At 65.4% G+C, this 13,034-nt stretch carries 14 protein-coding genes, 2 tRNA genes and 2 pseudogenes; 17 read left to right on the top strand and 1 reads right to left on the bottom strand.

Translation table 11 applies throughout. The features are described 5' to 3' along the window. Window positions 1–107: 107 nt before the first annotated feature. The 3 genes from WDM94_10075 to WDM94_10065 all read left to right on the top strand — a co-directional run bounded on the left by WDM94_10075 (window position 108) and on the right by WDM94_10065 (window position 901). Window positions 108–183 (top strand) — tRNA-Val (locus tag WDM94_10075). 160 nt (window positions 184–343) lie between these two features. Further along, window positions 344–420: transfer RNA gene (locus tag WDM94_10070), tRNA-Asp, on the top strand. 220 nt (window positions 421–640) lie between these two features. Continuing rightward, complete coding sequence (locus WDM94_10065) at window positions 641–901, top strand: hypothetical protein (GenBank protein MEJ0012953.1); 261 nt, start codon at window positions 641–643, stop codon at window positions 899–901. A 66-nt stretch (window positions 902–967) separates the two neighbouring features. Here WDM94_10065 and WDM94_10060 read toward each other — a convergent pair whose 3' ends face one another. Then, the gene (locus tag WDM94_10060) at window positions 968–1,693 is read right to left on the bottom strand and encodes an outer membrane protein (protein ID MEJ0012952.1); all 726 of its coding nucleotides are present in this window, start codon (window positions 1,691–1,693) and stop codon (window positions 968–970) included. A 395-nt stretch (window positions 1,694–2,088) separates the two neighbouring features. On the opposite strand from WDM94_10060, the gene WDM94_10055 reads away from it, so the two are divergent. The 14 genes and pseudogenes from WDM94_10055 (at window position 2,089) to nuoK (ending at window position 13,028) form a co-directional block, all read left to right on the top strand. Beyond that, on the top strand, window positions 2,089–2,454 hold the full coding sequence (locus WDM94_10055; protein MEJ0012951.1) for an NADH-quinone oxidoreductase subunit A: 366 nt from the start codon (window positions 2,089–2,091) through the stop codon (window positions 2,452–2,454). After that, complete coding sequence (locus WDM94_10050; GenBank protein ID MEJ0012950.1) at window positions 2,445–3,005, top strand: NADH-quinone oxidoreductase subunit B family protein; 561 nt, start codon at window positions 2,445–2,447, stop codon at window positions 3,003–3,005. The genes WDM94_10055 and WDM94_10050 overlap by 10 nt, the downstream gene beginning before the upstream one ends. Window positions 3,006–3,025: 20 nt before the next feature. Then, entirely contained in the window at window positions 3,026–3,616 is a 591-nt protein-coding gene (locus tag WDM94_10045; GenBank protein ID MEJ0012949.1) for an NADH-quinone oxidoreductase subunit C, read from the top strand. A 44-nt stretch (window positions 3,617–3,660) separates the two neighbouring features. Further along, window positions 3,661–4,035, top strand: coding sequence for a four helix bundle protein (locus WDM94_10040; protein MEJ0012948.1), 375 nt, complete (start codon window positions 3,661–3,663; stop codon window positions 4,033–4,035). A gap of 42 nt (window positions 4,036–4,077) precedes the next feature. After that, entirely contained in the window at window positions 4,078–5,268 is a 1,191-nt protein-coding gene (locus tag WDM94_10035; GenBank protein ID MEJ0012947.1) for an NADH-quinone oxidoreductase subunit D, read from the top strand. Then, complete coding sequence (locus WDM94_10030) at window positions 5,265–5,624, top strand: hypothetical protein (GenBank protein MEJ0012946.1); 360 nt, start codon at window positions 5,265–5,267, stop codon at window positions 5,622–5,624. Before WDM94_10035 ends, WDM94_10030 begins: the two co-directional genes overlap by 4 nt. Before the next feature lie 16 nt (window positions 5,625–5,640). Next, window positions 5,641–6,405 (top strand): NADH-quinone oxidoreductase subunit NuoE, encoded by a 765-nt coding sequence (gene nuoE / locus WDM94_10025; protein MEJ0012945.1) that lies wholly within the window; start codon window positions 5,641–5,643, stop codon window positions 6,403–6,405. 1 nt (window position 6,406) lies between these two features. Next, on the top strand, window positions 6,407–7,711 hold the full coding sequence (nuoF, locus tag WDM94_10020; protein MEJ0012944.1) for an NADH-quinone oxidoreductase subunit NuoF: 1,305 nt from the start codon (window positions 6,407–6,409) through the stop codon (window positions 7,709–7,711). 3 nt (window positions 7,712–7,714) lie between these two features. Continuing rightward, window positions 7,715–8,116, top strand: a complete 402-nt coding sequence (locus tag WDM94_10015; protein MEJ0012943.1) for a hypothetical protein — start codon at window positions 7,715–7,717, stop codon at window positions 8,114–8,116. Then, window positions 8,113–10,261 (top strand): annotated as a pseudogene (gene nuoG / locus WDM94_10010) (NADH-quinone oxidoreductase subunit NuoG). The gene WDM94_10015 and the pseudogene nuoG overlap by 4 nt, the downstream one beginning before the upstream one ends. Before the next feature lie 63 nt (window positions 10,262–10,324). Continuing rightward, window positions 10,325–11,274: pseudogene (locus WDM94_10005) on the top strand (NADH-quinone oxidoreductase subunit H). Continuing rightward, window positions 11,275–11,763 carry an NADH-quinone oxidoreductase subunit NuoI gene (gene nuoI / locus WDM94_10000; protein ID MEJ0012942.1) on the top strand — a complete coding sequence of 163 codons (489 nt, stop codon included), beginning with the start codon at window positions 11,275–11,277 and terminating at the stop codon, window positions 11,761–11,763. 151 nt (window positions 11,764–11,914) lie between these two features. Then, on the top strand, window positions 11,915–12,526 hold the full coding sequence (locus WDM94_09995) for an NADH-quinone oxidoreductase subunit J (GenBank protein ID MEJ0012941.1): 612 nt from the start codon (window positions 11,915–11,917) through the stop codon (window positions 12,524–12,526). A gap of 193 nt (window positions 12,527–12,719) precedes the next feature. Next, window positions 12,720–13,028 (top strand): NADH-quinone oxidoreductase subunit NuoK, encoded by a 309-nt coding sequence (nuoK, locus tag WDM94_09990; GenBank protein MEJ0012940.1) that lies wholly within the window; start codon window positions 12,720–12,722, stop codon window positions 13,026–13,028. Window positions 13,029–13,034: the final 6 nt, after the last annotated feature.

The following is a 13,034-nucleotide window of genomic DNA, read 5'->3' as shown; positions in this document are numbered from 1 at the left end:
ACCGCAGCTCCGCTTCCGCGGGTATGAGCGGAGGGGGGCAATGCTCGGCCAGAGCAACTCGGCTTGCGCCGCCGCTTTGACCCGCCTAAATCGGGCGCCTGTCCGGCGGGCGGTTAGCTCAGTTGGTAGAGCGCCACGTTTACACCGTGGATGTCGGGGGTTCGAGCCCCTCACCGCCCACCATCCGCCTTCGCTCGCGCTAGGCGTGACGATGGCCGCCGGCGGATGCCACGCCGAGGTCTGTCCGGGGAAGGGCCGGCGGGGGTTCCGGTCAACCCTCGCCTTGACTTGACCACGACCCTCCCTTACTCACGCCGCCTGCGGTAAAATTACCGCCGCCCGCGGGGGCGTAGCTCAGTTGGTTAGAGTGCCGGCCTGTCACGCCGGAGGTCGCGGGTTCGAGCCCCGTCGCTCCCGCCATTTCTTCCGACATAATCGATGCACGATCGGCGGGGTCCGGACGACTTCACGATCCTGCGACTGCAGGCGTCGTACGAAGTGTACGGGATCCTGATCGATTTCCTGGCCGGCATGGACCCATTCACGCGCTACGAGTTCGGCAGCTTCGCACGGGCGGTGCAGCAGCAGCTGCACGACGGCGAGCACATTGCCGCTCTCACGCACGATCGCGTGGTCGACTATGTCGGCTGGTTCCGGACAGCGCACCGTCGTGGGGGAAAACACGACGCCGGTGACCTCCGCCGCGGCGACCGTGCTCAACGCGGAAGCTACCCTCGGCGTCGACTATCACACGTCGCCGGCCGGGCTTCTGACGCTCGGCGTGCGTGCCGAGCAGTGGTGGAACGCGCGGCCCGCCTACGAGTCGAGCGCCCTCGCGGTGAAATCCGATCTTACCGACTGGGGACCGTTCGTCCGTTGGACCTTCAACGCGCCTCCCTAGGAGGCTGCCGCATGAAAAAAGCCCGCCAAACCGGCGGGCTTCTTTTGGCGCGGCGCCGAAGCGCGCTTACCAGTGGTAGTTGATCTTCGCCAGGAAGACGTTGTCGGTCAGGTGCACGGCCGCGCTACCGCCGGGGAGGTTGACCGGATCCGTGTAGGTCTTCGTGCCAAGGTCGAGGTAGCGATACTCAGCGCCGATCGACCAGTGCTGGCTCAGCGAATATTCGCCTCCGACCCCGAGCGTCCAGCCGGTATGGGTTTGGGTGCTCGACGCGTTGCCGGGGCTGGTGCCGGTCGCCACGACCGTCACGGTGTTGTTGGCGACGGCAAGACCGCCGGTCACGTAAAGCAGCCATTGGTCGAAGGCGTAGCCAAGACGCCCGCGGAACGTGCCAAGCCAGTTAAGTCTGGAACTGGCATCGACGTTGGTGCTGCCCGAGAACTGGCGGCCGCTGCCTGTGATGCCGGAAGCGTCGATATCGCCTTCGATGCCGAACACCCATGGGCCGCTCTGTATGTCGTAGCCGAGTTGCACGCCGCCTATGACACCGCTGGTTCCAAAGGGGACGACCGGTTGGCCATCGACGCTGCCACCGAACAGCGTGCCGCTGTAGCTGCCACTGACGTTGCCGCTACCGGCACCGATATTGATGCCGATATGCGGGCCCGTCCAATTCACCGCCGAAACCGGCGAATACAACTGCGCGTTCGGCGTGCCGTAACTGAGATCGGCCGCGTGCGCGCCTGACACTGAAAGGACGGTAATCGCCGTCGCTGCGATCGCAAATTTCATGGGGCCTCCAAGCCAGAAGAATTTCTGAAATGCCGGCTTAGCCAAACACATCCGCGCGCCCGGCTCTCCTATCCACTTGGAGTGATGCCCGTAATCCACAGGCGGTCTGCTGGAAGAAGCCTTGCCCGACTGCCGTTCCCTGACTCGCGGGCAACGCGTGGCGGCGGCACCGGCCCGTCCGGTGTGGCCAAACGGTCGCAGAGCGCCCGCTTGGAACTGTTTCAGGCTTGCGCCCCTTGCGGGCCTCGGCTAAGCCACGAACGCGGCTCGCCGCCGCCAGATTCCTTGGGTTTTCCGCCGTCCGGCTGATCATCCAAATGCTCGCCATGCCGGGGCTTTGCCGCTAGTATTGCGGTGCAACAAGCTGCGGCCGCGGGCCAGTTGTTGAGGTTGAAATGGAAGCCCTGCTCAGCGCCTACCTGCCAGTGGTCATCTTCATGGGTGTGGCGGCGCTGATCGGTCTGGCGCTGCTCGTGGCGCCGTTCATCGTCGCCTACAAGAACCCGACGCCCGCGAAACTCTCCGCTTACGAATGCGGCTTCGATGCCTTCGACGACGCTCGCATGCAGTTCGACATCCGCTTCTACCTCGTCGCCATCCTGTTCATCATCTTCGACCTCGAGGTCGCGTTCCTGTTCCCGTGGGCGGTGGCCTTCGGCGGCATCGGCATGTTCGGCTTCTGGTCGATGATCGTGTTCCTCGGCGTCCTCACCGTCGGCTTCATCTACGAGTGGCGGAAGGGAGCGCTGGAATGGGATTAGCGCCCGCCACCAAGCCGCTCGTCACGCCCGCCGGCAAGCCGACGGCGCGGAACGACGATCCGTTCTTCCTCGAGGTCAACAACGAGCTCGCCGACAAGGGCTTCCTCGTCACCGCGACCGACGACCTGATCACGTGGGCGCGCACCGGCTCGCTGATGTGGATGACCTTCGGGCTCGCGTGCTGCGCGGTCGAGGGGCTGATGCAGGTTTCCGGGCCGCGCTATGACCTCGAGCGCTTCGGCGTGGCGCCGCGCGCCTCGCCCCGCCAGGCCGACGTGATGATCGTCGCCGGCACCTTGACCAACAAGATGGCCCCGGCGCTCCGCAAGGTCTACGACCAGATGCCGGAGCCGCGCTACGTCATCTCGATGGGCTCATGCGCCAACGGCGGCGGCTACTACCACTACTCCTACGCGGTGGTGCGCGGCTGCGACCGCGTCGTGCCGGTCGATGTCTACGTGCCCGGCTGTCCGCCGACGGCCGAGGCGCTGCTCTATGGCGTGCTGCTTCTGCAGAAGAAGATCCGGCGCACCGGAACGATCGAACGCTGAGGCGATAGGTGGACGAGACGCTGAAAACCCTCGGCGAACTGATCGCGGCTGACCGCGGCGGCGCCGTTTTGGGCTGGAGCGTCGCCTTCCACGAGCTGACGGTGACGGTTGCCGGCGATGAGATCGTGCCGTTCGTCAAATATCTCAACGACGATCCGCGCCTCGGCTTCATCAATCTCATCGACGTTTGCGGCGTCGACTATCCGTCGCGCGAGAAGCGGTTCGACGTCGTCTATCACCTTCTCAGCCCGCGCCAGAACGTGCGTATCCGCGTCAAGGTGATGACCGACGAGGATACGCCGGTGCCGTCGATCACCAGCGTCTATCCCGGCGCCGACTGGTTCGAGCGCGAGGCGTACGACCTTTACGGCATCACCTTCACCGGCCATCCCGACCTCCGCCGCCTGCTCACCGACTACGGCTTCGAGGGGCATCCGATGCGCAAGGACTTCCCGCTGACCGGCTTTGTCGAGGTGCGCTACGACGACGAGCAGAAGCGCGTCGTCTACGAGCCCGTGCGGCTGGCGCAGGAATTCCGCGATTTCGATTTCCTCTCGCCGTGGGAGGGCACGGAATACGTGCTGCCCGGGGATGAGAAGGCGAAGAACTGAGCGAATAGTGAGTGGCGAATAGCGAATAGAAACAGAGATGAGTCTTGAGCAATACCTTCCAGTCCTATCGCGACCTAGTCGTGTGGCAGACGGCCATGGCGCTGGCGGAAGATTGCTATCGGCTAACCGCCAATTTCCCTCGGGAAGAGATGTTCGGTCTCACCTCGCAAATCAGGCGCGCCGCAGCTTCGATCGCGGCCAATATCGCGGAGGGGCACGGTCGCGAGACTACTGGATCGTTCGTCCAGTCGCTTCGGATTGCGCAGGGCTCGACGAAAGAACTGGAGACGCATTTGCTGCTTGCGCAGCGGGTTGGATTTGCAACATCAGACGCAGTCGAGCCCGTGCTCGGACGATGCACCGAGGTAGGCAAGATGCTTCGTGCGCTGATCCGATCTCTTCAGGACAAGAGCGAATAGCCATGCATTTTTCTATTCGCCATTCGCCATTCGCTATTCGCTATGTCTGAGACCGACGTCCGCACCTTCACGCTGAACTTCGGCCCGCAGCACCCTGCTGCGCACGGCGTGCTTCGGCTGGTTCTCGAACTGGATGGCGAGGTCATTGAGCGCGTCGATCCGCACATCGGGCTGCTCCATCGCGGCACGGAAAAACTGATCGAGCACAAGACCTACCTGCAGGCGGTGCCGTACTTTGACCGGCTCGACTACGTCGCGCCGATGAATCAGGAGCATGCGTTCGCGCTGGCCGTCGAGAAGCTGCTGGGCATCACGGTGCCGCGCCGCGGGCAGCTCATCCGCGTGCTCTATTCCGAGATCGGGCGGCTGCTCAACCATATGCTGGGCGTGCCGGCGATGGCGCTCGACGTCGGCGCGCTGACGCCGCCGCTCTGGGGCTTCGAGGAACGCGAGAAGATGATGATCTTCTACGAGCGTGCCTCGGGCTCGCGTATGCATGCGGCGTATTTCCGGCCGGGCGGGGTGCACCAGGATTTGCCGCAGCAGCTCGTCGATGACATCGAGGCGTTCTGCGATCCGTTCCTCAAGGTCGTCGACGACGTCGACCGGCTGCTCACCAACAACCGCATCTTCAAGCAGCGCAACGTCGATATCGGCGTGATCACGCTGGAAGACGCGTGGAAGTGGGGCTTCTCCGGCGTCATGGTGCGCGGCTCGGGCGCGGCGTGGGACCTGCGCAAGTCGCAGCCCTACGAATGCTACGCCGAGCTCGACTTCGATATTCCGGTTGGCAAGAACGGCGACTGCTACGACCGCTATCTCATCCGCATGGAAGAGATGCGCCAGTCGATCCGGATCATGAAGCAGGTCATCAAGCTGATGAACCGGCCGGACGGCAAGGGGCCGGTCGCCTCCACCGACGGCAAGGTGGTGCCGCCGAAGCGGGGCGAGATGAAGCGCTCGATGGAAGCGATCATCCATCACTTCAAGCTCTACACCGAGGGCTACCACGTGCCGGCCGGCGAGGTTTACGCCGCGGTCGAAGCGCCCAAGGGCGAGTTCGGCGTGTACCTCGTCGCCGACGGCTCCAACAAGCCCTACCGCTGCAAGATCCGCGCGCCGGGCTTCGCCCATCTTTCCGGGATGGACCACATGACGCGCGGGCATATGCTTGCCGACGTCACCGCCATTCTGGGTTCGCTCGATATCGTCTTCGGGGAGGTTGATCGATGAACGCGACATTGCGCTTGCTTGTACTGGGAGCGCTTGCCGGCGCGCTGGCATCGCCGGCGCTGGCGGAGGACCGGCAGACGACGGGGCCCGGCGCCGAGCATAAAACCGAGGCCAAGACCACGGACACGCCGGCGGCGCCGAACCCGGTGATGCGCGATCTGCTCAACGACGGCTACGTCATCCTGCAGGCGACGTACATTCCGCATGACGCCGTGAAGCGCGCCGGGTCGACCGTCGATGTCGATGCGATGATGTTCCTGCTCACCAAGGGTACACAGGTCGCGACCTGCTACACCGACCTGCAATCGTACACCAACGGCTCGTTCGTCACGCTCGCCTGCAACGAGTACAAGTAGGACCGCCGCTCAAGCCATGTCTGTCCGCCGCCTAGCCGAACATCAACCCGCGAGCTTCGCCTTCAGCGAAGAGAATCTCGCGTGGGCGAAGCGTGAGGTGCAGAAGTATCCGGAGGGGCGCCAGGCCTCGGCGGTGATCTCGCTTCTTTGGCGGGCGCAGGAACAGGAAGGCTGGGTCAGCGAACCCGCGATCCGCGCCGTCGCCGAGTTCCTCGACATGGCGCGCATCCGCGTGCTCGAGATCGCGACGTTCTACACGATGTTCCTGCTCGAGCCGGTCGGCGCCAAGGCGCACATTCAGGTGTGTGGCACGACGCCGTGCTGGCTGCGCGGTGCCGGGGACATCAAGAAGGTCTGCCACGACCGCATTCATCCGGAGCAGTTCCACATCTCGGCCGACGGTGCCTTCTCGTGGGAGGAGGTCGAGTGCGTTGGGGCGTGCGTGAACGCACCGCTAGTGCAGGTGAAGGCCGATACCTACGAGGACCTGACCGTCGAAAGCTTCAACAAGCTGCTCGACGATTTCGCCGCCGGCCGGAAGCCGAAGCCCGGCCCGCAGGTCGATCGCAAATTTTCGGCGCCGGTGGGCGGCCCCAAGACTTTGGGCAGCGACATCTATCGGCCCGGCCCGCAGCCGTGGACGCCGCCGCAGCCGGCGCTGACCGATGCGGACGCCAAGAAGCCGACGGAAGGCGCCAGCCAGCGCGAGTCGCCCGCGCCGACGGCGCCGCTGAAAGCCAATCCGGAAGACAAGAAGCCCGACCCGGTGTCGAAGGTCTGACATGCTCGCCGACAAGGACCGCATCTTCACCAATCTTTACGGCCAGGGCGACTGGGGCCTCAAAGGCGCGCAGGAGCGCGGCCAGTGGGACGGCACCAAGAACATCCTCGACAAGGGCCGCGACTGGATCATCAACGAGATGAAGGCGTCGGGCCTGCGCGGCCGCGGCGGCGCCGGCTTCGCGACCGGCCTCAAGTGGTCGTTCATGCCGAAGACGTCGGACGGGCGGCCGCACTATCTCGTCGTCAACGCCGACGAGTCCGAGCCCGGCACCTGCAAGGACCGCGAGATTCTGCGCCACGATCCGCACACGCTGGTCGAGGGCTGCCTGGTTGCCGGCTTCGCGATGGGCGCGCACACCGCGTTCATCTACGTGCGCGGCGAATTCATCCGCGAGCGCGAGCGGCTGCAGGCGGCGGTCGATCAGGCCTACGAGGCCGGCTTCCTCGGCAAGAACAACAAGCACGGCTGGGACATGGACGTGGTCGTCCACCATGGCGCCGGCGCCTACATTTGCGGGGAGGAAACCGCGCTGCTCGAGTCGCTCGAGGGCAAGAAGGGCATGCCGCGCATGAAGCCGCCGTTCCCGGCGGCGATGGGCGTTTACGGCTGCCCGACGACGGTGAACAACGTCGAGTCGATCGCGGTGGCGCCAACGATCCTGCGGCGCGGCGCGGCGTGGTTCGCTGGCTTCGGCCGGCCGAACAACGTCGGGACCAAGCTGTTCTGCATCTCTGGTCACGTCGAGCGGCCGTGCACCGTCGAAGAAGAGATGGGCATCACGCTCCGCGAGCTGATCGAGAAGCATGCTGGCGGCGTGCGCGGCGGCTGGGACAATCTGCTCGCCGTCATCCCCGGCGGCGCCTCGGTGCGCTGCCTGCCGGCGTCGCAGTGCAACGATCTGGTCATGGACTTCGACTCGCTGCAGAAGCTGCGTTCGGGCCTCGGCACCGCGGCGGTCATCGTCATGGACAAGTCGACCGACATCGTCCGCGCCATCTCGCGGCTGTCGTATTTCTACAAGCACGAGAGCTGCGGCCAGTGCACGCCGTGCCGCGAGGGCACCGGCTGGATGTGGCGCGTGCTGGAGCGCATGGCCGACGGCAACGCCGAGAAGCGCGAGATCGACATGCTGCTCGAGGTGACCACAAAGATCGAGGGCCATACGATCTGCGCGCTGGGCGACGCGGCGGCATGGCCGGTGCAGGGCCTGATCGCGCATTTCCGCCCTGAGATCGAGCGGCGCATCGAGACGTATCAGGCGCGCGGCAAATGGAAGGCTCCGGTCATGGAGGCGGCGGAGTAGGCCATGGACCTGAAGCGTGTCGAGATGATCGTAAATGCTTATGGTGCGGTTCTGATGGAGAATGCAGGGACGGGCGTGCTGCGCGACATTGCCTCACTGCCCGCTTCGAAAGGCGAGATCAAGTCCGCGGTAATAGCTGCACTAGGGTTTACCAAAGATCCTGAGATGCGACGCCAGCTTGCGGCGGGATATGTATCGCTTGCGGACTTCCAGCCGCTTTCGGACGCGGAAATCCTTGGTGCTCAGCGGCTTGCTCATATGTCTCCAACGCAGAGCGACGCCGAGCTTCTAAAATCGGCAGCTGCTATTTCGTCCTCGGTGGATGTCGTCATGCCGGCGGCGCGGCGCATGGCTGATGAAGCGAAGGTACTGCTTGGCGAATTGCGTGCGGCGGGGTTCGCATGAGCAAGATCAAGGTCGACAACCAGGAAATCGACGTACCGCCGGAGTTCACGCTGCTGCAGGCGTGCGAGGCGGCGGGCGCGGAGATTCCGCGTTTCTGTTTCCACGAGCGGCTGTCGATCGCCGGCAATTGCCGCATGTGCCTGATCGAGGTGAAGGGTGGGCCGCCGAAGCCGGTGGCGTCGTGCGCGATGAGCGTGCGCGACCTGCGCCCGGGCCCGAACGGCGAGCCGCCGGAGATGTTCACCAAGTCGCCGATGGTGAAGAAGGCGCGCGAAGGCGTGATGGAGTTCCTGCTCATCAACCATCCGCTCGACTGCCCGATCTGCGACCAGGGCGGCGAGTGCGATCTGCAGGACCAGGCGATGGCCTACGGCGTCGATGGTTCGCGCTACAAGGAAACAAGCGGGCCGTCGCCGACAAGTACATCGGGCCGCTGGTCAAGACGTCGATGAACCGCTGCATCCAGTGCACGCGCTGCGTCCGCTTCTCGGCGGGAAGTCGCCGGCGTCGAGGATCTCGGCGCGACCGGCCGCGGCGAGGACATGGAAATCACGACCTACCTCGAGCGGGCGATGTCGTCCGAACTGCAGGGCAACGTCATCGACTTTGCCCGGTCGGCGCGCTGACCTCGAAGCCGTACGAGTTCCACGCGCGGCCGTGGGAGCTGGTGAAGACGGAATCGATCGACGTCATGGACGCGGTCGGCTCGGCGATCCGTGTCGATGTCCGCGACCGGGAGGTGATGCGCATCCTGCCGCGCCTCAACGAGGCGGTGAACGAGGAGTGGATCTCCGACAAGTCGCGCTTCATCTGGGACGGTTTTGCGGGACGCAGCGTCTCGACCGGCCGTACGTGCGGCGCAACGGGGCGGCTCGAAGCCGCGTCGTGGGCGGACGCGTTTGCCGCGATTGCCGGCAAGGTCAAAGGCACCAAGCCGGAGCGCATCGGCGCGATCGCCGGCGATCTCGCGACGGTCGAGGAAATGTTCGCGCTCCGCGAGCTGATGGCTGCGCTGGGCGTCAAGAACGTCGATGGGCGCGGCGCCGGCGAGCGGCACGATCCGGCGCTCGGGCCGCGCCAGCTACATCTTCAATCCCAGCATCGCCGGCATCGATCGCGCCGACGCGATCCTGATCGTCGGCTCCGATCCGCGCCACGAGGCGGCGGTGCTGAACGCGCGCATCCGTAAGCGGGTGGCGGCAGGGCGATGCCAAGATCGCGCTGATCGGCGAGCGCGTCGATCTCACGTATCCGTACGAATATCTCGGCGCCGGCCCGCAGACGTTGGCGGACGTCGCCTCGGGCGCCATCGGCTTCGGCAAGACGCTGGCCGCCGCGAAGCGTCCGCTGGTCATTGTCGGGCAAGGCGCGTGACCCGCGCCGACGGCCCGGAGATTCTGTCGCTCGCGGCGAAGATCGCCGGCGGCGAGGGACGCGACGAGGGCTGGAACGGCCTTGCGGTTCTCCACACCGCCGCCGCGCGCGTCGGTGCGCTCGATCTCGGCCTGGTGCCGCGCGACGGCGCGCTCGACACCATCGGCATGGTCGCGGCTTCGGCGACCAAGGCACTGGACGTGCTGTTCCTGCTCGGCGCCGACGAGATCGCCATGGAATGCGCTGGGCGATGCTTTCGTCGTCTACGTCGGCAGCCACGGCGACAACGGTGCCCACCGCGCCGACGTCATCCTGCCGGGCGCCGCCCTACACCGGAGAAGTCGGGCACCTACGTCAACACCGAGGGCCGCGTGCAGATGGCGCGCCGTGCCGGCTTCCCGCGGCGATGCGCGCGAAGACTGGGCGATCCTCCGCGCCCTGTCGGATGTGCTCGGCCAGAAGCTGCCGTTCGACTCCCTGTCGGAGCTGCGTGCGCGGCTTTACGCCAAGCACCCGCACTTCGCTCATGTCGATGAGATCGCGCCGGTGTGGGCCGGACGAGCTTCGTGCGCTGGCCGCGCGTGGCGGCAAGGACGACGGCGGAGGCCTTTCGCAACAAACATCGTCGAAGATTTCTACCTGACTAACCCGATCGCGCGCGCTTCCGTCGTCATGGCGGAATGCTCGGCGCTGGCGGCCGGTCGCCTGGCGACGGGCGGCGGAGTAGGCAATGGGCGGCTTCATGCAGGGATACGTGGTGCCGGGGGGTGATCATCGTCGCCCAGAGCCTGCTGGTTCTGGTGACGCTGCTCATCTTCGTCGCCTACATCCTCTATGCCGACCGCAAGATCTGGGCGGCCGGTGCAGATGCGCCGCGGGCCGAACGTCGTCGGCCCGTGGGGGCTGCTGCAGTCGTTCGCCGACCTGCTCAAGTTCGTGTTCAAGGAGCCGATCATCCCGTCGGGCGCCAACAAGGGCGTCTTCATCCTGGCGCCGCTGGTGACCGCGACGCTGGCGCTGTCGGCGTGGGCGGGTGATCCCGTTCCGGCCGGCTGGGTGGTCGCCAACATCAACGTCGGCGTCCTCTATCTCTTCGCCATCTCCTCGCTCAGCGGTCTACGGCATGATCATGTCGGGCTGGGCGTCGAACTCGAAGTATCCGTTCCTCGCCTCGCTGCGCTCCGCGGCGCAGATGGTGTCTACGAAGTCTCGATCGGCTTCGTCATCATCACGGTGCTGCTCTGCGTCGGCTCGCTCAACCTGTCCGACATCGTCGTGGCGCAGGAGGACGGCCTCGGCACGCGCCTCGGCCTGCCCAACAGCCTGCTCGACTGGCACTGGCTGGCGCTGTTCCCGATGTTCATCATCTTCTTCATCTCGGCGATGGCGGAGACCAACCGGCCGCCGTTCGACCTGGTCGAGGCCGAGTCCGAACTCGTCGCCGGTTATGCGGGTCGATATTCGTCGACGCGTTCCTGCTGTTCTTCCTCGGCGAATACGTCGCCGTTGTCCTGATGTGTGCGCTGACCACGATCCTGTTCCTCGGCGGCTGGCTGCCGCCGCTGGCGATCGCGCCGTTCACGTGGATCCCGGGCGTCGTTTGGTTCGTGCTCAAGGTCTGCTTCGTGTTCTTCATGTTCGCGATGGTGAAGGCGTTCGTGCCGCGCTATCGGTACGACCAGCTCATGCGACTCGGCTGGAAGGTGTTCCTGCCGATCTCGCTGTTCATGGTGGTTCTCGTCGCCGGCTTCCTGCAGGCGACCGGCTGGGCGGTGGTGAAATAGATGCGCCTCGACCGCTCCGCCCGCTCGCTCTTCCTGCTCGAATTCGTCTCGGCATTCTTCCTGTCGATGCGCTACTTCTTCGCCAGGAAGGTGACGATCAACTATCCGTTCGAGAAGGGGCACGTCAGCCCGCGCTTCCGCGGCGAGCATGCGCTCCGCCGCTATCCGAACGGCGAAGAGCGCTGCATTGCGTGCAAGCTGTGCGAGGCGATCTGCCCGGCGCAGGCCATCACCATCGAAGCCGGCCCGCGCCGCAACGACGGCACGCGGCGCACGACGCGCTACGACATCGACATGGTGAAGTGCATTTACTGCGGCTTCTGCCAGGAAGCCTGCCCGGTCGACGCCATCGTCGAAGGACCGAACTTCGAGTTCGCCACCGAGACGCGCGAGGAGCTCTACTTCAACAAGGAGAAGCTGCTCGCCAACGGCGACCGCTGGGAGCGCGCCATCGCCGAGAATCTCGAAGCGGACGCGCCGTACAGATGATCATGTCCCACGACAAGGCCCCCTCAGTCGGCTTCGCCGCCAGCTCCCCGGTAAACAGGGGAGCGTCCTCAGCGCTTGCTGCCGCGTGGGTCCTCCCCCGCGTAGCGGGGGACGGGGACCATGCGAAGCATGGTGGATGGGGTGCACAGGCATGATCCTTCCCGCGCTCTTCTTCTACATCTTCTCCGCCGTCGCCATCGGTTCGGCCGTCATGGTCGTCGGGGCGCGCAACCCCGTGCACTCGGTGCTGTTCCTGATCCTCGCGTTCTTCAACGCGGCCGGGCTGTTCGTCATCCTCGGCGCCGAGTTCCTGGCGATGATCCTAGTCGTGGTCTACGTCGGCGCGGTCGCGGTGCTGTTCCTGTTCGTGGTGATGATGCTCGACGTCGATTTCGTCGAGCTCCGGCAGGGCGTGCTCAACTATCTTCCGGTCGGCGCGCTGGTCGGCATCGTGCTCCTGGCCGAGCTGCTGGTCGTGCTCGGCGGCTGGGTGTTCGCACCCGATGTCGCCACCACCGTGGTAGTGCCGATCCCGGGTCTCGGCGGCATCTCCAACACGGCGGCGCTCGGCGAGATCCTCTACACGCGCTACGTCTTTTTCTTCCAGACGGCGGGCATCGTCCTGCTGGTCGCGATGATCGGCGCCATCGTGCTGACGCTCCGCCATAAGCCGAACGTCAAGCGCCAGGATATCGCCGAGCAGAACGCGCGCTCGCCGGTGATCGAAGTGCGCAAGGTCGAGACGGGGAGGGGCCTCACGTGATGCGACTGGCTTCCCCCCGTTTCGTCCCCTCGCCCCGGAGGGGAGAGGGCTTTGCGCCTTATGAGCGCAGCGAATTAGGCGCAAAGGGTGAGGGCACTCTTGACTATCCCGAGTGTGCGCTGCCCCTCACCCTAGCCCTCTCCCCTGCGGGGAGAGGGGACGCTGGAGCGGCCTCCGTCGCGGGGGAGGAAGCATGACCATCGGCCTGTCGCACTACCTGACCGTCGCCGCGATCCTGTTCACGATCGGCATCTTCGGCATCTTCATCAACCGCAAGAACGTCATCGTCATCCTGATGTCGGTCGAGCTGATCCTGCTCGCGGTCAACATCAACCTCGTCGCGTTCTCCGCCTTCCTCGGCGACCTCGTCGGTCAGGTGTTCGCGCTGTTCGTGCTGACGGTCGCGGCGGCGGAAGCCTCGATCGGCCTCGCCATCCTCGTCGTCTTCTATCGCAACCGCGGCTCGATCGCGGTCGAAGACATCAACGTCATGCGGGGCTGACCGGCG

Source organism: Bauldia sp., assembly GCA_037200845.1.
In the GTDB taxonomy this organism is placed as follows: Bacteria; Pseudomonadota; Alphaproteobacteria; order Rhizobiales; family Kaistiaceae; genus DASZQY01.
The sequence above is the reverse complement of the archived record's forward strand: the minus strand, read 5'-3'. Positions and strand labels throughout refer to the sequence as shown.